Source organism: Corynebacterium sp. CTNIH16, from assembly GCF_032821655.1.
GTDB classification, from domain to species: Bacteria; Actinomycetota; Actinomycetes; order Mycobacteriales; family Mycobacteriaceae; genus Corynebacterium; species Corynebacterium marquesiae.
The window spans coordinates 205,129-223,501 of sequence record NZ_JAVBIG010000002.1 but is presented as its reverse complement, the minus strand read 5'-3'; the positions used below and the strand labels follow the sequence as shown (position 1 = coordinate 223,501).

At 62.6% G+C, this 18,373-nt stretch carries 19 protein-coding genes and 1 pseudogene; 13 read left to right on the top strand and 7 right to left on the bottom strand.

The features are described 5' to 3' along the window. The first annotated feature begins 1 nt into the window (after position 1). The 3 genes from tsaD (at position 2) to RAE04_RS03045 (ending at position 3,141) form a co-directional block, all read left to right on the top strand. Positions 2-1,045 carry a tRNA (adenosine(37)-N6)-threonylcarbamoyltransferase complex transferase subunit TsaD gene (gene tsaD / locus RAE04_RS03055; protein ID WP_317026394.1) on the top strand — a complete coding sequence of 348 codons (1,044 nt, stop codon included), beginning with the start codon at positions 2-4 and terminating at the stop codon, positions 1,043-1,045. Between the two features lie 90 nt (positions 1,046-1,135). Then, a complete protein-coding gene (locus RAE04_RS03050) occupies positions 1,136-1,564 on the top strand; it encodes a hypothetical protein (protein WP_317026393.1) in 429 nt (142 codons plus the stop codon). Between the two features lie 122 nt (positions 1,565-1,686). Further along, a complete protein-coding gene (locus RAE04_RS03045; protein ID WP_317026392.1) occupies positions 1,687-3,141 on the top strand; it encodes a metallophosphoesterase family protein in 1,455 nt (484 codons plus the stop codon). 18 nt (positions 3,142-3,159) lie between these two features. On the opposite strand, the gene RAE04_RS03040 is transcribed toward RAE04_RS03045, so the two are convergent. After that, positions 3,160-3,795 carry a response regulator transcription factor gene (locus RAE04_RS03040; RefSeq protein ID WP_317026391.1) on the bottom strand — a complete coding sequence of 212 codons (636 nt, stop codon included), beginning with the start codon at positions 3,793-3,795 and terminating at the stop codon, positions 3,160-3,162. Then, positions 3,792-4,946, bottom strand: a complete 1,155-nt coding sequence (locus RAE04_RS03035) for a sensor histidine kinase (RefSeq protein ID WP_317026390.1) — start codon at positions 4,944-4,946, stop codon at positions 3,792-3,794. Before RAE04_RS03035 ends, RAE04_RS03040 begins: the two co-directional genes overlap by 4 nt. 112 nt (positions 4,947-5,058) lie before the next feature. Between RAE04_RS03035 and RAE04_RS03030 the strand changes: the two genes are divergently transcribed. From RAE04_RS03030 to RAE04_RS03010, 5 genes and pseudogenes are all read left to right on the top strand, one after another. Beyond that, entirely contained in the window at positions 5,059-5,664 is a 606-nt protein-coding gene (locus tag RAE04_RS03030; protein WP_317026389.1) for an ABC transporter ATP-binding protein, read from the top strand. After that, on the top strand, positions 5,648-6,889 hold the full coding sequence (locus RAE04_RS03025) for an FtsX-like permease family protein (protein WP_317026388.1): 1,242 nt from the start codon (positions 5,648-5,650) through the stop codon (positions 6,887-6,889). The genes RAE04_RS03030 and RAE04_RS03025 overlap by 17 nt, the downstream gene beginning before the upstream one ends. Before the next feature lie 186 nt (positions 6,890-7,075). Continuing rightward, positions 7,076-7,369: a co-chaperone GroES gene (gene groES, locus RAE04_RS03020; RefSeq protein WP_005322702.1), complete on the top strand. Its 294-nt coding sequence runs from the start codon at positions 7,076-7,078 to the stop codon at positions 7,367-7,369. Positions 7,370-7,377: 8 nt separating this feature from the next. Next, a complete protein-coding gene (groL, locus tag RAE04_RS03015; RefSeq protein ID WP_317026387.1) occupies positions 7,378-8,994 on the top strand; it encodes a chaperonin GroEL in 1,617 nt (538 codons plus the stop codon). Positions 8,995-9,091: 97 nt separating this feature from the next. After that, positions 9,092-9,417: pseudogene (locus RAE04_RS03010) on the top strand (hypothetical protein); the annotation flags it as partial. Positions 9,418-9,426: 9 nt separating this feature from the next. On the opposite strand, the gene RAE04_RS03005 reads toward RAE04_RS03010, so the two are convergent. Further along, positions 9,427-9,729, bottom strand: a complete 303-nt coding sequence (locus tag RAE04_RS03005) for a WhiB family transcriptional regulator (protein ID WP_198492550.1) — start codon at positions 9,727-9,729, stop codon at positions 9,427-9,429. 306 nt (positions 9,730-10,035) lie between these two features. On the opposite strand from RAE04_RS03005, the gene RAE04_RS03000 reads away from it, so the two are divergent. After that, positions 10,036-10,608, top strand: coding sequence for a sigma-70 family RNA polymerase sigma factor (locus tag RAE04_RS03000; protein ID WP_317026386.1), 573 nt, complete (start codon positions 10,036-10,038; stop codon positions 10,606-10,608). Positions 10,609-10,673: 65 nt separating this feature from the next. Further along, complete coding sequence (locus RAE04_RS02995) at positions 10,674-11,429, top strand: hypothetical protein (protein ID WP_317026385.1); 756 nt, start codon at positions 10,674-10,676, stop codon at positions 11,427-11,429. A 3-nt stretch (positions 11,430-11,432) separates the two neighbouring features. On the opposite strand, the gene RAE04_RS02990 is transcribed toward RAE04_RS02995, so the two are convergent. Next, positions 11,433-11,804, bottom strand: coding sequence for a DUF5319 domain-containing protein (locus tag RAE04_RS02990; RefSeq protein WP_269946397.1), 372 nt, complete (start codon positions 11,802-11,804; stop codon positions 11,433-11,435). A 119-nt stretch (positions 11,805-11,923) separates the two neighbouring features. Between RAE04_RS02990 and guaB the strand changes: the two genes are divergently transcribed. Both guaB and RAE04_RS02980 read left to right on the top strand, forming a co-directional pair. Then, on the top strand, positions 11,924-13,444 hold the full coding sequence (gene guaB, locus RAE04_RS02985) for an IMP dehydrogenase (RefSeq protein ID WP_049378915.1): 1,521 nt from the start codon (positions 11,924-11,926) through the stop codon (positions 13,442-13,444). Positions 13,445-13,451: 7 nt separating this feature from the next. Further along, positions 13,452-14,615: a GuaB3 family IMP dehydrogenase-related protein gene (locus RAE04_RS02980; RefSeq protein WP_317026384.1), complete on the top strand. Its 1,164-nt coding sequence runs from the start codon at positions 13,452-13,454 to the stop codon at positions 14,613-14,615. 111 nt (positions 14,616-14,726) lie between these two features. On the opposite strand, the gene RAE04_RS02975 is transcribed toward RAE04_RS02980, so the two are convergent. After that, positions 14,727-15,098, bottom strand: a complete 372-nt coding sequence (locus RAE04_RS02975) for a hypothetical protein (protein WP_198492553.1) — start codon at positions 15,096-15,098, stop codon at positions 14,727-14,729. A gap of 33 nt (positions 15,099-15,131) precedes the next feature. Here RAE04_RS02975 and guaA point away from each other — a divergent pair, with 33 nt between their 5' ends. Then, positions 15,132-16,706 carry a glutamine-hydrolyzing GMP synthase gene (gene guaA, locus RAE04_RS02970; protein ID WP_198492554.1) on the top strand — a complete coding sequence of 525 codons (1,575 nt, stop codon included), beginning with the start codon at positions 15,132-15,134 and terminating at the stop codon, positions 16,704-16,706. 66 nt (positions 16,707-16,772) lie between these two features. Here guaA and RAE04_RS02965 read toward each other — a convergent pair whose 3' ends face one another. Together RAE04_RS02965 and RAE04_RS02960 are read right to left on the bottom strand one after the other, a co-directional pair. Further along, a complete protein-coding gene (locus RAE04_RS02965) occupies positions 16,773-17,810 on the bottom strand; it encodes an HNH endonuclease signature motif containing protein (RefSeq protein ID WP_317026383.1) in 1,038 nt (345 codons plus the stop codon). A 137-nt stretch (positions 17,811-17,947) separates the two neighbouring features. Continuing rightward, the gene (locus RAE04_RS02960; RefSeq protein ID WP_049378919.1) at positions 17,948-18,367 is read right to left on the bottom strand and encodes a membrane protein; all 420 of its coding nucleotides are present in this window, start codon (positions 18,365-18,367) and stop codon (positions 17,948-17,950) included. Positions 18,368-18,373 lie beyond the last annotated feature (6 nt).

Sequence of the window (18,373 nt, the reverse complement as noted above, 5' to 3'; positions counted from 1 at the left end):
CATGAAGATCATGGGCATCGAGTCCTCCTGCGATGAAACCGGCGTGGGCATCGTCGAGCTTCGCGCGGATGGCCACATGGAAATCATCGCCAATGCCGTTGCTTCCTCCATGGAGCAGCATGCGCGCTTCGGTGGCGTCGTCCCGGAAATCGCCTCCCGCGCCCACCTTGAGGCCATGCCGCAGGTCATGCAGGCGGCGCTTAATGAGGCGGGCATCGCCAAGCCGGATGCCATCGCCGCTACCGTAGGGCCCGGCCTGGCCGGTGCTTTGCTGGTGGGTGCCTCGGCCGCCAAGGCCTATGCCGCGGCTTGGGGCGTGCCCTTCTACGGCGTTAACCACCTAGGCGGCCACGTTGCCGTGGCCAACCTGGAAGGCGAAGAGCTGCCGCACTCGGTGGCCCTCTTGGTCTCGGGCGGGCATACGCAGCTGTTGGAGGTTGAGGCCGTCGGCAAGCCCATGCGAGAGTTGGGCTCTACGCTTGACGACGCCGCCGGTGAAGCCTACGACAAAGTCTCCCGCCTCCTCGGGCTGGGCTACCCGGGCGGCCCGGTGATTGATAAGCTCGCCGCCCGCGGCGAAGCTACCATCGATTTCCCGCGTGGCATGTCCCGCGCCGAGGATCTGCGCGGCCCGCACCGCCACGATTTTTCCTTCTCTGGGCTTAAGACCTCCGTGGCCCGCTACGTGGAGCGCGCCGAAAAGGCAGGGGAGACCATCAGCGTGGAAGATGTCTGCGCCAGCTTCCAGGAAGCCGTGGCCGATGTCCTGACCGCCAAGGCCGTGCGTGCCTGCGCGGATACCGGTGCGCGCGTGTTGCTGCTGGGAGGCGGCGTGGCCGCTAATTCCCGCCTGCGCGAGCTGGCCGCCGAGCGCTGTGCCGCGGCCGGGGTGGAGCTGCGTGTGCCGCGCTTTTGCCTGTGCACCGATAACGGCGTGATGATCGCGGCCATCGGTGCGCAGCTCATCCACGAAGGTGCCCAGCCCTCTGGCCTCGGCGTAGGCACCGATACCCAGATGGACGTGGAAGAGCCGCAGTTAACCTAAAGTTCTTCTCGCTCGCGCTGCAGGTGGGGCGCGGGGCCGGTACTCTAAAGGCGTTCATGCCCTCTTGGCTTTCTGAAGGAGCTTTCTCTCATGACCGTCGGTTTCCTTGTCAACCCTGATCTCACCCGCCGCAAGCTGGAGTTCGAGCTGGAGGATGCCAACCAGTTCCTGGGCGGCACCACCGAGGATCGCGTCTCCGTTGTTTTCCAAGAAGATGGCACCACCTACGCCGCGCTCTACAACCCCGAAGCCAAGGCCGAAGGCGCCGAGCCGAACCCGGTAGCCTCTCTGGCGCGCAACGCGGCTGCCACCGGCAACGCCGCTTTCCTGCAGGACCCCATCCGCTCCATCTGTGGCCCCGTCATTTTTGTCGATGCTGAGGGCGAAGATACCACCATCGATGCCGTTATCGAGTCCGTGGAGCAGGGCATTCGTGCAGTGAAGAATTACCGCGAAGATAACCCGGAGGAATACACCCTCTGGCGCGCGGCCGTTATCAACTCCGATAAGACCCTCTAAATCCCAGCCCCTCACAGGTAGGGTTCAAGCGCTTTTCGCACGCCCGTAATACGGTGTTCACATTCTTATGGTGTTCTAGGGAGCCGTACCGCTTCTTCTAAGACCCAAAAGGTGAAAACTGTATGCTCCGTTCATCGCGCTTCGTCGCCTCCTTCGCCACCGCCCTCGCCGTGGGTGGCGCCACCGCCTTCGTGCCCGCCACCCCAGCGTTGGCCGCTGATTCTCCCATCTACCGCACCATCCTGCAGCCGGGCGAGGATGAATCCCAGGTCATGGTCACCTGGCGCACGAAGTCCAAGGCAGACGAGGTCCTCGAGGTTACCGGCCCAGAAGGCACCAAGACCTTCCGCGCCGACGAGCGCGATTACGGCGCCCTGCTGTATAAGTCCCAGTTTGCCACCGCTAGCGATCTGCAGCCGGATACCGAGTACTCCTACCGCGTTGGCTCCGAGGAAGGTGGTTGGTCCGAGCCAGAGACCTTCAACACCGGCTCCAATGGCGATGACTGGTCCTTCCTTACCGTCGCAGACCCACAGATCGGCGTAGATCTCAAGGTGGATGACCAAGCCGAACAGTGGCGCAAGACCATCGGTCACGCGGCTTCCCATGTACCGAATGCCAGCATGATCTGGTCCCTGGGTGACCAGGTTGAGGGCTGGGGCGCGCAGGTGCCGCAGTACGATGCGTACTTCTCCGCCCCGGAGATTCGCCACATCCCTACCAATACGGTCCCGGGCAACCACGAGACCTATAACCTCACCATGAAGCACCATGATGAGCACTTCTCCAACCCGCACCAGGCGGACGATATCCGCGACCACTACTTCGAGCGCAATAACGTGCTCTTCATCGGTTTGGACTCCAATGCTTCTTCCGACGCCGATATCGCCCGCCACGAGCAGTTCTTGCGCGAGGCTATCGAATCCCGTGGCGCGGATAATGACTGGATCGTCGTCGGCATGCACCACGGCCCATACTCCCAGGGCACCCATTATTTTGATAAGGACGTCACCAACCTGCGCGAGAAGCTCACCCCGGTACTCTCTGAGCTCAACGTCGATGCCGTGCTCTCCGGCCACGACCACATCTACACCCGCAGCCACCTGATGAAGAACAATAAGCCGGTCCTGCCGGAAGAAAAGCCGCAGCGCGGCGATGTTCTCGAGCCCAAAAATGGCGAGGCGCTGTACCTGACCACCACCACCGCAGGTGGCGGCAAGTATTACGACTTCACCGATGTCAATAATAAGAAGCACAAGGGCGCGCGAATGGAGACCATCGATCCGAAGCTTGCCCACGAGTCCACCGCCATGTGGCGCCAGGACTACACCGAGGACTACATGCGCGTGGACGTCTCCGATGACACGCTCACCTTCACCACCTTCAACGAAGCCGATAACACGCTGGTGGATAAGGTTTCGCTCAAGAAGAAGGACCGCGGCGCTGCGCCTGCCGACGACGCCACCGACCCCGCCAATTCCACCGATCCGGATACCCCAGAGGCGCCCAAGGATCCGGAAGGTAGCAGCTCCCTGAGCTCCAGCGATATTTTCGGTGGGCTCAGCTCGAAGAAGTAACTAGCGTCGGCCCGCTGGCTAGCGCTCGGTATGGCGCAGCCACGTCAATACGGCCTTGACCCGCCGGTTGGAGTCCTCGGGCCGAAATCCGAGCTTTATAAACACATTGGAGACATGCTTGCTTACCGCTCCGGCGGTAAGAACGAGCGTGTCTTTAATTTCTTTATTGCTCAATCCTTGGGCCATAAGCCCCAGTACCTCCCGCTCGCGGGCGGTGAGCTGGGCTAAACCAGTACGCCGCGCTGACAGCAGTGCAGTGACCACCTCGGGATCTACCACGGTGCCCCCGCGCGCGACCTCGTCTAGCGTGCGCACGAATTCTTCCACAGCAGAAACACGCTCTTTAAGCAGGTATCCGAATCCGCCGTGCTCCAAGAGTCGGTCGAGGTAGCTTGCCGCTACGTATTGGCTGAGCACCACCACCGGCTGGGTGGGATTGGCCGCTCGCAGGTCGTGCACGGCGCGCAGGCCATCGTCGGTCATGGTCGGTGGCATGCGTACATCGGTGATAATCAGGTCAAAATCTTCCTGCCCGGCAATAGCGCGCAGTTCTCCGGCATTCGTGGCCACCGTAACGCTATGCCCCAGAGCGCCGAGTAGCTGCTCGAGTCCCGCGCGCAGCAGCGCGGAATCTTCTGCCAGTAGTAGTTTCATTCCGCCTCCTTCAGCGGCAATTCGACCTGCAGCCGGCCACCGCGTTCACCCGCAGCCGCGTCATGAGCCGCGTCAAAGTTTACCGTGCCGCCCAGGGCGGCGGCGCGCTCGCGCAGACCGGCGAGACCAGTGCCTGTCTCAGCTGGCTCCTTGGCCGTGGGGCCGAGGTCAGCTCCGGGGCCGGAGCCGGGGCTGGGGTTAGGTCCGGTTCCATTATCAACGATGTCTAGGTGCAGCGTGTCCCCGAAAGTAACTATTACCGTTGCCTCGGTGGCTGCGCCGTGCTTGGACGCATTGGTGAGCGCCTCGGCCACCGCGTGGTAAGCCAGCAGGGCAGTGGTCTCATCCACCGAGCGCTCGGCACCTTCGACGTGTAGTTCGGTCTCCAGTCCGGAGTGGGCGAGGAGTTCGTCGAGGGCGGGGATTAATCCGGCGTCGAAAAGCACCTGTGGGGCAATGCCACGCACCGTCGCCCGCAGGGAGGCCAAGGCCAATGAGGCATTATGTTCCGCATCGGCCAAGGCAGGTTGCGCCTCGGGAGGGGCCTGCAATTTCGCCGCGGCCAAATTGAGCTTGAGCGCGGTGAGGTACTGCTGTGGGCCATCGTGCAGCTCGCGCTCGATGCGGCGGCGCTCGCCGGAGAAGGCATCGATAAGCGTGGCGCGCGAGGCCGCCAACTCCTCGGCCGAGGGGCTCAATGCCAGCCGAGTCAGCGAGGTCGATGCCAAGACCAGCAGGCGGTTGAGCCCCACCAATAAAGCCACCAGCAACGCCGCGGTCAGCCAGCAGGTAGAGAAAATGAGCGGCCGGTTGGTGGTAGACCACTCGCCAAAGGAGAATTCGGTCTTTGGCACGAACGGTGCGATGACCAGCACGCCCGCTGTAAAGCCCAAGGCTGTCCACGTGGCAAAGCAGGCAGCCGAAATCAATAGCTGCACAATAAGGTGATAAAACTGCTGCCAATCAAACCAGCGGCCCGCACGCCGGGGTGGGATCTCCACGCCCATCCACTGCGCACCCAGCCGGCCGACAAATTCCGCGGCGCGTCCCACCAGCGGAACCCACGGCAGCATCAGCACCGAAACCACCAACGCCGGGATAAATAGCGCGCCGAGGACCAGGCTCCACGCGCAGGCTTTGAGGGTTCGCATAACCCTTGAGCCTAGCCGCCTTAGCCAGGGTGGGGCAGTAGAGCTAGCTCTACCATTTTCCGGGCGGCCAGCTCCATGTATTTCTTTTGTGCGGCCGAGTGGAATCAAAGGCATGTTAAAAGCAGACAACCTCAGCAAGCGCTACGGCCGCCACACTGTGCTCAATCGCGTCACTGTGTCCATCGCCCCAAGCGAATTCGTCGCCATCATGGGGCCTTCCGGCAGCGGTAAAACCACGCTGCTGAACCTGCTATCCGGGCTAGATAAGCCCACTTCCGGCCGAGTCAATGCGCCGGGGCGCACGCAGCGGGCATTTGTATTCCAAGACTATAACCTCCTGGAATCCCTCAACGCCATGCGCAATGCCACCTTGACCGCGCGCTTTTCCGGCCGGCGCCCTACACGCGGCAAGGTGGCGGAGGTCTTTGATTCGCTTGGCCTTGCTGGATTGGAGCGCCGCCTGCCCGGGCAGCTTTCCGGCGGGCAGCAGCAACGCGTGGCCGTCGCCCGGGCACTGCTGGCCCAGGCGCCCTATATATTCGCTGACGAGCCTACGGGCGCGCTTGACGACGCCACCGCATCCACCGTCCTTTCCCACCTGCGCGCCGCCGCCCGCGATGGCGCCAGCGTGGTCATGGTGACTCACTCGCACCTCGCCGCCGAAGCGGCCGACCGGATCATTTCCTTAGAGGAGGTGGCCCATGCTGGTGTGGCTTAAGGACTTACAATCCAATTGGTTATCGTGGTTGGCCGTGGCGCTGACACTGGTGGTGTCTTCCACCTCGTGCACCCTGGCGCTAGCCATGCTGGTGACTTCCTCCGGAACCGAAGGAGACCCCGCCGGCCCGCTGGGTGGCACGGTGCTGGGCATGGCCCTGTGCGTGGTGGTGCTGGTGACGCTATCGCAGATGCGCCTTATCATTGCCGAGCGCGAGCCGGTCTACCGGTCCTGGCGCATGGTGGGCATGCCCGGGTGGATGATCCTCGCTTTCATCCTGGGCCACGTCGCCGTGGTCAGCGCGGCCGCCGGGCTGCTCGGTGTGCTGCCTGCCCGCCCGCTGCTTGCCCCGTCCGTGCGCGCCCTGCGCAGCGATGGCATCCCCATGCCGGACATTGCCATCACCGGCCAGGTCGTTGTCATTGCGGTAGCCGTCTGCACGTCCGCGGCCCTGGTTGGCGCGCTCCCTCCACTGCGCCGCGTATTCCGGCCGCGCGGCGCCGCGCACCCGGCCTGGCTTCTGGTGAAATTCCTGCTTGCGGCCGCAGCTATCGGCGGCACGGCATACGGGTGCCTACAGATAGATGACTCGGGCGACCTCCTTTCGGCCGAGATGGGCCTTGTCATACTCGTCGCGCTCTTTTTGCCCTGGCTTATGCCTGCCCTGGATCAATGGGCCCGCGCGGCCGGCATCGCTGGGGCCAACGTGCGCGTGCGCCGCAACTTTTCCACCCCGCACATCGTGCCGTGGGTGCTCATCGGCGGCTTTATTGTCGCCGTCGGCTCGGGCCTGCGCTTTGCAAACGACGCAGGCGCCGGCGGCACCTTGTCCTCGTGGCAGGTCTTCGTCGCCCTTTTAGGGCCGGTCTTTGCACCCAGCATCGTGGGCGCTGTGCTTACCTCGCTGCTCATGCGCGGGCGCATCGCCTCCGATATCCGCGGCCTCACCCTGGCCGGCGCCACCCCTTCGGCTTGGGCCCGCGTGCAAGTGGGGGAGGCGGCGTGCCTCACCCTGACTGCGGCCGGCGTGGTCTGGGCGCTGTGCTTGGCGACGCTCCTCCCACTCCACCACCTGCTCACCCCACAGGCTTCCTTCGGCCGAACGCTGGTGGAGGAGCTGTGGTGGTCGGCCTTCGCCGTGATTTTTGGTGCCATGTTTATCGCCCTGGGCGTCGTCAAGCTGGCGCTGGCCGGCTTTGTACGCGCCGGGCAACGAGAGCGCTGAAGGGATCGCTGAGGGCGTAGGAATGTGGGCCGGGTCATTGTTGAGGGTTAGCAGTCACGAGGGTAGAGTGCTAATCAGGTTGTTTGACCCACAGTTGTTCACCCGCGACGACGGCTGTGCTGGACATCCACAACCGGCACGCGCGCGCCATACCGGCGCGCATACGAACACTACGGAGGAAACATCATGGCAAACATTAAGCCTCTCGAGGACCGCGTCCTCGTACAGATCGTAGAAGCTGAAACCACCACCGCTTCCGGCCTGGTTATTCCGGATTCCGCCAAGGAAAAGCCGCAGGAAGCTACCGTCGTTGCCGTAGGCCCAGGCCGCACCAACGACAAGGGTGAGGTCACCCCGGTAGGTGTCAACGAGGGCGATACCGTGGTCTTTTCCAAGTACGGCGGCACCGAGCTGAAGTACAACGGTGAGGAGTACCTGCTGCTGTCCTCCCGTGACCTGCTCGCCGTCATCGAGAAGTAGGCCCACTTATGGCAAAGCTCATTGCATTCGACCAAGAAGCCCGCGAGGGAATCCAGCGCGGCGTCGATACGCTGGCTGATGCCGTCAAGGTCACCCTCGGCCCGCGCGGCCGCAACGTCGTGCTGTCCAAAGCCTTCGGTGGCCCCACCGTCACCAATGACGGCGTGACCATCGCCCGCGATATCGACATCGAGGAGCCCTTCGAAAACCTCGGCGCGCAGCTGGTCAAGTCCGTTGCTGTCAAGACCAATGACACCGCAGGTGACGGCACCACCACCGCTACCTTGCTGGCCCAGGCGCTCATCTTCGAGGGCCTGCGCAACGTCGCGGCCGGAGCCAACCCAGTCGAGCTCAACCGCGGCATCGCAGCGGCGGCCGAAAAGGCCGTCGAGGAGCTCAAGGCCCGCGCCACCGCGGTCAACTCCTCCTCTGAAATCGCCCAGGTAGCCACCGTCTCCTCCCGTGACCCGGAGGTTGGCGAGATGGTTGCCGGCGCCATGGACAAGGTGGGCAAGGACGGTGTGGTCACCGTCGAGGAATCCCAGACCATCGACTCCGCCGTCGACGTCACCGAGGGCATTTCCTTTGATAAGGGCTACCTTTCCCCGTACTTCGCTACGGAGGAAGAGACCTACCACGCCGTGCTGGACGACGCCGCAGTATTGCTCGTCCGCAACAAGATCTCCTCCCTGCCGGACTTCCTGCCGCTGCTGGAGAAGATCGCCGAGACCAATCGCCCGACCCTCATCGTCGCGGAGGACGTCGAGGGCGAGCCGCTGCAGGCGCTCGTCGTCAACTCCATCCGCAAGGTGCTCAAGGTCGCGGCCGTTAAGGCCCCGTACTTTGGCGAGCGCCGCAAGGGATTCATGGATGACCTGGCCGTCGTTACCGGCGCCACCGTCATCGACCCAGAGGTCGGCGTCAACCTCAACGAGGCTGGCCTCGACGTGCTCGGTTCTGCCCGCCGCGTGACCATCACCAAGGATGACACGGTCATCGTCGATGGCGGCGGCACCGCTGAAGCAGTAGAGGAGCGCCGCGAGCACATTCGCCGCGACATCGAGCGCACCGATTCCACCTGGGATAAGGAAAAGCTCGAGGAGCGTCTGGCTAAGCTCTCCGGCGGCGTGGCCGTCATCCGCGTTGGTGCGGCTACCGAGACCGAGGTCAACGAGCGTAAGCTGCGCGTCGAAGACGCCATCAACGCGGCCCGCGCGGCCGTCGAAGAGGGCGTCATCGCCGGCGGCGGCTCCGTGCTGGTCCAGATTTCCAAGGAACTCGAGTCCTTCGCCGAGGGCTTCGAGGGTGAGGCGAAGGTCGGCGTCCTCGCCGTCGCCCGTGCCTTGACTCGCCCGGCCTACTGGATCGCTGAAAACGCTGGCCTCGACGGTGCTGTCGTCGTCTCCCGCGTTGCCGAGATGTCCAACGGTGAAGGCTTCAACGCCAATACCCTCGAGTACGGCAACCTCATCGATAACGGCATTATCGATCCGGTGAAGGTCACCCACTCCGCCGTGGTCAACGCCACCTCCGTGGCCCGCATGGTTCTTACCACCGAGGCCTCCGTGGTGGAAAAGCCACAGGAACAACAGCCTGCTGACGCCGGTCACGGCCACCAGCACTAAACGGCTACCAACATCACCCGCCCCGCTTCCCGCGTGGCGGGTTTTGTTGTACCTAGCTAGGGCCGTGGAATACATCAAGGTCACCGCTGATACCGGCCCCATTCGCAAGGCCTTCGCCAAGGCCAATGGCGTCAAACCCGCACTCTTTTCCGCGCATTCCGGGGGCGCCTGCCCCAAGCGCAGCGGTGCGGGTGTGGTCTACGTGGAGCAGGGCGTGATGAGCGGGTGGACTCCGGTCACACCGTCATCTGCATCGATCACACCTTGGCCGTACTCGCGCATGCGGATCACGCCATCGACTTGGGCCCTGGCCCCGGTTCAGCCGGTGGCCAGCTGGTCTATGGCAGCTCACCAGCTGACTTGGCACAGCAGCGTTATTCGGTGACGGGGCGCTTTCTTGCCGACGCCCTCGTCTCCCCCTAGTTTCCCGTCCTAAGCGTTGACAGGGGCAGTGGCGCGGCGGCGCTGGCGAAGCTCTACGACGCGTTCGGATTCGCTCATTCCGCCCCATACACCATAGGGCTCGGCGGATTGCAAGGCATGCTCGCGGCACAAATCAATGACCGGGCAAGAATTGCAGATGGCTTTGGCGCGATTCTCGCGCTGGGCGCGGGCGCGGCCGCGCTCGCCATCTGGGTGATAAAACACATCTGAGTTTTCTCCGCGGCAGGCGCCTTGTAGCTGCCAATCCCACAAGTCAGCGGTGGGACCGGGAAGCAAATGAGGCTGAGACACGTTACTAAGCTCCTTTGTAAGGGCGAGAATTCTTGTGTGGCTTCCGCAGTGTTGCGGAAAGCAACCTCACGTAGTGTTTCGCGCGTGGGTAAACGGTGGGTTACCGATTTTTGACTTTTAAGTATTGTCCTCGCCATTCCTCCTCCTACACCACGGTTTACCAGCGCAAACGTCGAAGGTTAACGGTTTGTGAATTTTCTGTCTCTCGGCTTGCATAGGTAAAGGGGCTGCGCGTTGCCTTTGCATAAACTTCCTGTGTGCCAATATGGTTAGTTACCGGTCGAAAACATCTCAGAGGGTGCATACGTGAGTGATAAAGAACAGGAGCTAGCGGATCTCGTCCCGCATGCCGTCGACGGCAGCCGTCGAGCGCTGCAAAAAGTCCTGCGGATCATTCACCCGCAGGTGCTGCGCTACTGCCGCGCCCGCATCGGTGGCGGCCGTCAACCCACCGCGGAGGATGTAGCCCAAGAGATCTGTCTTGCAGTGGCTACCTCTATTGGCTCCTACGAGGACAAAGGCCGCCCGTTTATGGCCTACGTCTATGGCATTGCGTTCAACAAGGTCACCGATGCCCACCGCGCCATGGGGCGCGATAAGTCCACCCCTACCGAAGAAATTCCAGAAGACTCCGCGCGTGACGCCACCCCTGAAGAGTGGGCATTGGAGGCCGACAGTAGTAACAGAACGCGCGCCTTGCTCGATACGTTAAGTGACAAGGCGAAAAACATCGTTATTCTGCGCGTGTTTAACGGTTTGTCGGCAGAAGAGACCGCGGAAATTGTGGGTTCTACCCCAGGCGCGGTTCGTGTCGCACAACACCGAGCACTCGCTCAATTGCGAAAGACCCTCCAAGCCGCCCAGGAAACTGCGCGCTAAGGGCCTAGCGGCCGACTCTTACAGCAGATATTTCATAATAGAAAGGAAGGGGGAGAGACACCATCATGGCACCGAAGCACCACGGCGATAACGACGACCTAGCGGAACAGCTCCAGCCCTTGGTCGATGATGATGCATTCCTCACCGAGCTTTCGAAGGGAACTAACCCTTCCGATGGCCAGGATGACCTGGCGGAGCTGCTGCTGGAGTTAAAGGGGGACGTCGATAAGCAGATGCCTCCAGCTCCGCTGGTAGAAGGCGCCGACGCTGAGCCTGAGGTCATCGACTTAGGCCAGGCCCGCAAGCGCCGCCGCGGCGGCCCATTCGTACATGGACTCATCGGCGCTGCCGCCGCAACCCTAGTTATCGCTGGAGCCGGTGGTGCGATGTTGCACGCTGGAACCTTTGATAAGGGCGATAGGACTCGCAACGTAGAGCTGGCCGGGACGCTGGAAGAGATGGAATCTCGCGCGGCCGAAGGCGATATTGAAGGCGCTCGGGAACTGATGAAGGACGCCCGCGCCAAGCTGGACGAGGCCGAAGGCAAAGAAGAAAAGGCCATCGCTGCCAACCGCGAGGCGGAACAAAAGCGCTCTGCGCACCCGAAGCCTACCCCGCACACGGTGACGGAGACCGCCACCGAAACCGTGGCGGAAGAGGCTTCGCAACCGGAACAGCAGCCGGAGCAGGTCACCGTGACCGAAACTCAATACGCTACCGAAACCGTGGTGGTCACGGAACAAGGGCAGCCAAACCCGCAGCCCAACCCCAACGTTGAGGATGGGCCGACGACCACCATCGAGTTGGGCCAGCAGCAGTAGAAGCTAGCGGCCCTCTAGGCCATCCAAGTAACCCAAGGCGTAGTCCCAAGGCACGTAGCGGGAGGGATCTGGCTCGGCGCTTGGCTCATGCACCGGTGCTAGCTCGCCTTCAAGGGTGGCGCGCATATTGGCGGCCATAATGTCCCACTCATAAAAGTGGTTTTCCTGGCAATCCTCGCACAAGAAGAAGATGCCATCGATGCCGCGCGGGCCGAGGATGGACGCAAATTTCTGCACCAGCGCGAGGTCGTGAATGATGGCGATCCGGTCGTCGTCGGTAAGCGGCATGACCTGCTCGTCTTCCTCCAAGAAGGAGGCGGGGTCATTCGGATCATCGGCGAAAGGATCGCGGGGCATATTGGCGAAGAAGTTCACGCCTGCGAGCCTATTGAACTTACCCTCCCGAGGCAATTTACCCCCTGCCCAAATGGTGTCTTCGGCCGGCAACGCACTACAGTTAGGTTAGCCGCTAAACCTGTTAAGGAGAGACCTCGATGAGCGAGAACCGTATTCATACTGGTGGAGATGACCCGAACAAGGTAGCCCTGCGCGGCCTGACCTTTGATGATGTGCTCCTTTTGCCCGCCGAATCCAATATCGTGCCCTCCGAGGTCGATACTGGCGCGCAATTTACCCGCAATATCCGCCTCGGCGTTCCGCTTGCCTCGGCCGCCATGGATACCGTGACCGAGGCCCGCATGGCCATTGCCATGGCCCGCCAGGGTGGTATCGGTGTGCTGCACCGCAACCTGTCCACCGAGGACCAGGCCGAGCAGGTAGAGATTGTGAAGCGCTCCGAGTCCGGCATGGTCACCGACCCCATCACTGCCCGCCCGGATATGACCATCGGGGAAGTAGATGCGTTGTGCGCCCGCTTCCGCATCTCCGGCCTGCCGGTGGTAGACGAGGACGGCACCCTGGTGGGCATTTGCACCAACCGCGATATGCGCTTCGAACCTGACTTTGACCGCAAGGTCAGCGAGGTCATGACGGCCATGCCTCTCGTCGTTGCGCGCGAGGGCGTATCTAAGAAGGAAGCCCTCGAACTGCTCTCGGCCAATAAGGTGGAAAAGCTGCCCATCGTCGATGCGGATAATAAGCTCACCGGTCTGATTACCGTCAAGGACTTTGTCAAGACCGAGCAGTACCCTAACGCGTCCAAGGACTCGGCCGGCCGACTGTTGGTTGCGGCCGGCATCGGTACCGGCGAAGAGTCCTACCAGCGCGCCGCCGCGCTTGTCGACGCCGGCGTGGACGCCCTCGTCGTCGACTCCGCCCACGCACACAACAACCGCGTGCTGGAGATGGTCTCCCGCGTGCAGAAGGATTTCGGTTCCAAGGTTGATGTCATCGGCGGTAACCTCGCCACCCGCGAGGCCGCCCAGGCGATGATCGATGCCGGCGCCGACGCCATCAAGGTTGGTATTGGCCCGGGCTCCATTTGCACCACCCGCGTCGTCGCCGGCGTGGGCGCGCCGCAGATTACGGCCCTGATGGAGGCCGCCGCAGTAGCTGGCCCGGCCGGTGTGCCGGTTATCGGCGATGGTGGCATGCAGTACTCCGGCGACGTCGCCAAGGCCCTGGCGGCCGGCGCCGATACCGTCATGCTGGGCTCCATGTTTGCCGGCACCACCGAAGCCCCCGGTGACATCGTGGTTTACCAGGGCAAGCAGTACAAGCGCTACCGCGGCATGGGCTCCATGGGCGCCATGCAGGGCCGTGGCCTCTCTGGTGAGAAGCGCTCCTATTCCAAGGACCGCTACTTCCAGGCCGATGTCCGCAGCGAAGACAAGCTGGTTCCGGAAGGCGTCGAGGGTCGCGTGCCCTTCCGCGGCGATATCGATGCCATCGTGCACCAGATTATTGGCGGTCTGCGCGCCTCCATGGGCTATACCGGATCCGCCACCCTGGCCGAGCTAAAGACCAAGCGCTTCGTCCAAATCACCGCCGCGGGCCTGAAGGAATCCCACCCGCACCACCTGCAGCAAATCGCAGAAGCACCAAACTACCGCTAGGAATATCATGCGTGAATACGCCGAAATCGGCATCGGCCGCGAGGCCCGCCGCACCTTCGATCTAGAGCAACTATCCATCGTGCCGCAGCGCCGCACCCGTTCCTCCAAGGACGTGGACACCACCTGGCACATCGACGCCTATACCTTCGACATCCCCTTCGTATCCCACCCCACCGATGCGCTCGCTACCCCTGAGTTCATCATCGAGATGGGCAAGCAAGGTGGCCTCGGCGTCATCAATGCCGAGGGCCTGTGGGGCCGCCACAAGGACCTCGAGGGAGCTTTAGCCCGCATTTACTCGCAGCCGGGTGATAACTCCATCATCCAAGAGTTGCACGCTGCACCGCTTGACGACGCCCTCCTTACCGAACGCATCTCCCAAGTCCGCGACTCCGGAGTTACCGTCGCTGTGCGCGTTTCTCCGCAGAATGCGCGAGAGATGGCCCCAAAGGTCATCGCGGCCGGTGCCGAATTGCTATTTATCCAGGGCACCTTGGTGTCGGCCGAGCACGTGGCTACCGGCGGTGAGCCGCTGAACCTCAAGGAGTTCATTGGCTCCCTTGACGTTCCGGTCATCGCCGGCGGAGTCACCGACTACACCACTGCGCTACACCTGATGCGCACCGGTGCGGCCGGCGTCATCGTTGGCGCAGGCGTGACCACTAACGCCGAGACCGTAGGCATCGACTCGGCCATGGGCACCGCGATTGCCGACGCCGCCGCAGCCCGCCGCGACTACCTCGACGAGACCGGCGGCCGCTACGTACACATCATCGCCGATACCGAGTTTGAAAACTCCGGCAATATTGCCAAGGCCTTTGCCTGCGGCGCTGACGGTGTCGCTCTCGGACCACTGCTGGCTCAGGCCCGCGAGGCCGGCGGCAAGGGCTGGTACTGGCCTGCCACGGCCGGCCACCCGCGTTTCCCACGCGGTTTCGTTCAGTTCTCTGGGGCCGATACCGACTTGGACGTCGATTTCCTCACCACCGGTACCCCGGCCGAAGCCACAGAAGAGTCGGCCACCCCGTCGCTGGAAACCGTGCTGCATGGCCCCTCCAGCGAGCCTTTCGGCCGCACCAACTTGGTCGGCGCGCTGCGCCGTTCCATGGCCAAGTGTGGCTACACCGACCTGAAGTCCTTCCAGAAGGTCGAACTCGCCGTTCGCTACTAATCCGTGCGAGAGCCCCCGACGCGGCTGGGCCTTCTTGGCGCAGCCGCGTTTCTTTGCCCTATTACTTCCTTCGCCGCTGAACAGATGCCAGGTGGCGAGGTAGGAGAGTGATTAGGAAACCAATTGCCAGCCGCCTTCGCGCCTCCACGTGGTCTTGCCCGCCGTTGGCCGCCATTGCCCTGCGTTGTGGATTGGGCACACGCGTACTCCCGAGGGATTGAGCTCTACAACCTTCTCTTCGCCGCTCGCGCGTAGAACCACCGAATTTTGCGCTACTTCTGGATGCCCCGCGCGCTCTGCCTGCTGCGTGCCGCACAATGGAACCCACTCATCCCACTCGCTTCCAAAGACTTCCGCGGCCGGAAGTGTCACCTGTTGCGGGCCTTGTTCATCCAGCGTAGACGCCACCTCCGCCGTAGTTGGGGTGGCGTCACAACCGCACAACAACAGGCTCGCGGCGAGCACAATAGCCAAGCGCTTCATAAGCTATCAGTTTAGTGGGTTAGACTATGGGACGTGACTAAGCCAAATACTACCCCGCGCCCCGTCCTCGTTGTGGACTTTGGCGCTCAGTACGCGCAGCTTATTGCCCGCCGCGTGCGCGAGGCCAAGATTTACTCCGAGGTTGTCCCTCACTCCGCGTCTGTGGAGGAAATCAAAGCTAAAGACCCCGCCGCGCTTATTCTGACGGGCGGTCCGTCCTCTGTCTATGCTGACGGCGCCCCGGCTCTGAAGCCGGAGCTGCTTGAGCTCGGAATCCCAGTCTTCGGCATCTGCTATGGCTTCCAGGCCATGAACCATGCGCTTGGTGGCACAGTGTCGTCGACTGGCGAGCGTGAATACGGCCGTACCGATATAAATGTCAAGGGCGGTGTACTTCATGAAGGCCTGGAGGCTACCCACAAGGTGTGGATGTCTCACGGTGATGCCGTATCTGCCGCTCCCGAAGGCTTTGAGGTTACGGCCACGTCGGCCGGTGCTCCGGTTGCAGCAATGGAGTGCCTAGACAAGAAGATGGCCGGCGTGCAGTACCACCCTGAGGTACAGCACTCGCCGCACGGTCAGGAGGTGCTTACCCGCTTCCTTACTGAGGTTGCTGGCCTAGAGCAGAACTGGACGGCCGATAATATCGCCGAGCAGCTCATTGCCGATGTCCGCGCCCAGGTGGGCGAGGAAGGCCGCGCTATTTGCGGCCTGTCCGGCGGTGTGGACTCCGCTGTAGCGGCCGCGCTGGTGCAGCGTGCTATCGGTGATCGTCTCACCTGTGTCTTCGTTGACCATGGCCTGCTGCGTGCCGGCGAGCGCGAGCAGGTAGAAAAGGACTTTGTCGCCTCCACCGGCGCGAAGCTGGTGACTGCCGATGAGCGCGCCGCCTTCCTGGATAAGCTGGCAGGCGTTAGCGACCCAGAAGCCAAGCGTAAGGCTATCGGCGCGGAGTTTATCCGTTCCTTTGAGCGGGCGGTTGCAGGCGTGCTTGACGACGCCCCTGCTGGCTCCACCGTCGACTACCTCGTCCAGGGCACGCTGTACCCGGACGTTGTCGAGTCTGGCGGCGGCGATGGCACGGCGAATATTAAGTCTCACCACAATGTCGGCGGTTTGCCGGATGACGTGGAGTTCGAACTGGTCGAGCCGTTACGCCTGCTGTTTAAGGACGAGGTTCGCGCCGTCGGCCGTGAGCTGGGTCTGCCGGAAGAGATCGTTAGCCGTCAGCCATTCCCCGGCCCGGGCTTAGGTATCCGCATTATCGGTGAGGTGACCGAGGAGCGCTTGGAGACGCTGCGCGAGGCAGACCTCATTGCCCGCACCGAGCTGACCAATGCCGGCCTGGATGACCAGATTTGGCAGTGCCCGGTAGTACTGCTGGCCGATGTCCGCTCCGTTGGCGTGCAGGGCGACGGCCGCACCTATGGCCACCCGATTGTGCTGCGCCCGGTGTCCTCGGAGGACGCCATGACCGCGGACTGGACCCGTTTGCCTTACGAGGTGCTGGAGAAGATTTCTACCCGCATCACCAACGAGGTAAAGGACGTCAACCGTGTGGTCTTGGATTGCACCTCCAAGCCACCGGGAACTATCGAGTGGGAGTAAAACGGCATGCGTAGAAGGCGCTCAGTCTAGTGCTGAGCGCCTTTTCGCTCGTTTTAGCGGCGGCGCTTACTCGCGCGGGGTAAACGGTGGTCGCCACACAATGCGCCCGCCCACCCGCTCGAGGCGGCCGCGCCGAGGTGGGGCGTTGGGGTCATCGTCGTTGACGCCATTATGGTAGGCGCAGCACATGACCAGGTTTTTCATATTCGTCTCCCCGCCGTTGCTCCACGCTTTAAGGTGGTGGACTTGGGAGAGGTCGGCCGGTTGGTTGCAGCCCGGCCAGGCACAGCGTGGATTTTCTGCAGCGGCCATAATGCGCTGCTTGTCATTGGCCACACGTGCGGTCCGGTACAAGTTGACTGGGCCTTCTTCGGGGTGCACGAGCGTGACGTAGCCGGTTTCTTTATCGCCAGAAAAGCCGACGTCGTTGAGCACACGCCGCAAATAATCTGTGCCGGTGATGGTGGCGCCGTTGGTCAGATCGAGCTCGATATCATCGCCGCGGCCATCGCGGATGCGGATGAATTTGTCCAAGGGCACGATGGCATTAGTGACCACTTCTGCCCGCGCGGCTGCAGCTTGGTCAAAGAAGATCTTTTCCACCGCCTCGAGCGATTGCTTTCCGGTCGCGGCCAGCGCGGCGTTGAGATCTGCGATGAAACTAGAGGTTCCGGTGATGGCCAGCGTCCAGTAGTCATTGGGGCGTCGGTAAGTGCGCACGCCTGGGGTTACGGTGTTGTCTTTCATCTCGCGCAGGCGCCGTCGGGCGTGTTTAAGGATATGGCTCATCGAGCCGGTCATCGCGCAACATTCCGCGCGCAGCTGCCAGGCCTGCTTCTTGCTGGGCGCGCGGTTAACTATGCGCTCTAGGGCGGTAAGCGTGGCGATGGAATGGGTGTTGCGGCGGGCGTCGGCAATAGCGCGGCGCTGCAGGCGCGTAAATTTGGTGCGGCCGAAGTAGCTTTTGCACAAAAGAAGCAGATCGGCGGCGATGGCATCGGGCGCGCCGCGGTCCATAAGCTCGGACCCAGGCATGCCCTGGCACCCAGCGATGATGTCCATGCCGGGGCCCAAGGCGGTGAGGTAGGTCTCGAGTGCGTTCATGCCTGCAACGCTACGGCGCGCACCTACACCGGTGCACGGCCGGCGCAACCGCTACAGCGAATTCTGTGGATAACCCGCCCCACCCCCGGCACTAGGGCCGGAAAAGCTGTGGATAACCCCGAAAAGTGTCGTATAGATTAGGCAAACGCGAGCCGGCGCGTGCCATCCACGTGGGGGAAGACGAAAAAGCTCAGCCCAAAGACCGCCAGCCACACCAGACCGGCGCCCCAGGCGGGCAGGGCCACGATGGGCGCGAGCATCACCATAAGCCACAGGATCATAAGCGGCACGAGCTGTGCGACGGTGGGAACCAGAGCGACATTGCGCTTGTCGGCATAAGCGCGCATCGCGCGGCGGTAGGGGTGGGCAAAGACGAGAACGAAGGCCGCCACAAGGCATACGAGTGCCCCAACCAGTGCGGCAAAGATATGCGCGCGGCTAGCCAAGAGTGCCACGGCCGCACCGATGAGGATGGACGAGCCCAAGCGCACCCATGGCGGAGTGGGGATGGGGGTGGTGTGCTCGCGCATGGCGCTGTAGGCAGCGTTGAAGTTCATGCCGTT